Raw genomic sequence first — 1,157 nt, 5'->3', positions numbered from 1 at the left:
GGCAGCGTCGGCTCAACGGCGTTGATGAGATCGTTTTATCGTTGTACGCCAAAGGGTTAACGACTGGGGAGATCAGCGCGCACTTCGCTGAAATCTACGGTGCATCGGTCTCGAAGGAGACGATTTCTCGGATCACCGACAAGGTGATCGAGGAGATGCAGGATTGGTCTGCACGTCCGCTCGATGAGGTGTACGCCGCGATCTTCATCGATGCCATCGTGGTCAAGATCCGCGACGGCCAGGTCGCGAACAGGCCGATCTACGCGGCCATCGGGGTGAGCCTGGACGGGCGCCGCGACGTGCTTGGTTTGTGGGCCGGCACGGGCGGCGAGGGCGCCAAGTTCTGGATGAGCGTGCTCACTGACATCCGTAACCGTGGCACCAAAGACGTTTTCTTTCTCGTCTGCGACGGTCTCAAGGGCCTGCCGGAGGTTGTCGAGCATGTGTGGCCGGCCACCACGGTCCAGACCTGTGTGGTGCACCTGATCCGCAACACCTTTCGGCTCTCGGCACGTCAGCACTGGGACGCACTGAAGCGGGAACTGAAGCCGATCTACACCGCGCCGAGTGAGGCAGCGGCGCGGGCTGCTTTCGACGACCTTGCCGAGAACTGGGGCAAGCGGTATCCGGCGATCATCCGGCTATGGGACAACGCGTGGGAGGAGTTCATCCCGTTCCTTGACTATGACACGGAGATACGTCGAGTCATATGCTCTACCAATTCTATTGAGTCGCTGAATGCGCGCTACCGGAGGGCGGTCAAAGCTCGCGGTCATTTCCCCAGCGAGCAAGCCGCGCTCAAATGTTTGTACCTGGTGACCCGTTCGCTGGACCCGACAGGCAAAGGTCAGGCACGATGGATCACACGGTGGAAACCCGCTCTCAATGCCTTCGCGATCACGTTCGCGGATCGTTGGCCCGGATCAGAAACCTACTGATGAAAACGGCCGAAACACCGTTAACGAGATAGTCCCCAGGATCGTGAAAAGTCCAGTCTTCGGCGTAGCACTCTCGCGCAGTGTGTTTGACAGAAACCACAGGGACACCCGAGTTCAGTCGGTGGCGTCGGCCTTGGCTATTGCGGCGGCGAACTCGCTGACGTCGATCTCCTCGGAGACCACGGTCTTCCTGCCGTTGTAGACATCGCGGTCGATCTC

1 protein-coding gene is annotated in these 1,157 nt (G+C 59.8%); it reads left to right on the top strand.

Translation table 11 applies throughout. The annotated features are described in order from the left end of the window. Window positions 1–938: IS256 family transposase (locus ACH5AR_RS33880; protein ID WP_396305362.1), on the top strand; the 938-nt coding region annotated here is incomplete at its 5' end. Between the last annotated feature and the right edge of the window lie 219 nt (window positions 939–1,157).

Source organism: Kitasatospora sp. NPDC018619, from assembly GCF_044391605.1.
Classification (GTDB): Bacteria; Actinomycetota; Actinomycetes; order Streptomycetales; family Streptomycetaceae; genus Kitasatospora.
Note: the sequence above shows the minus strand (reverse complement) of the source record. Positions and strands in the feature narration are given on the sequence as shown.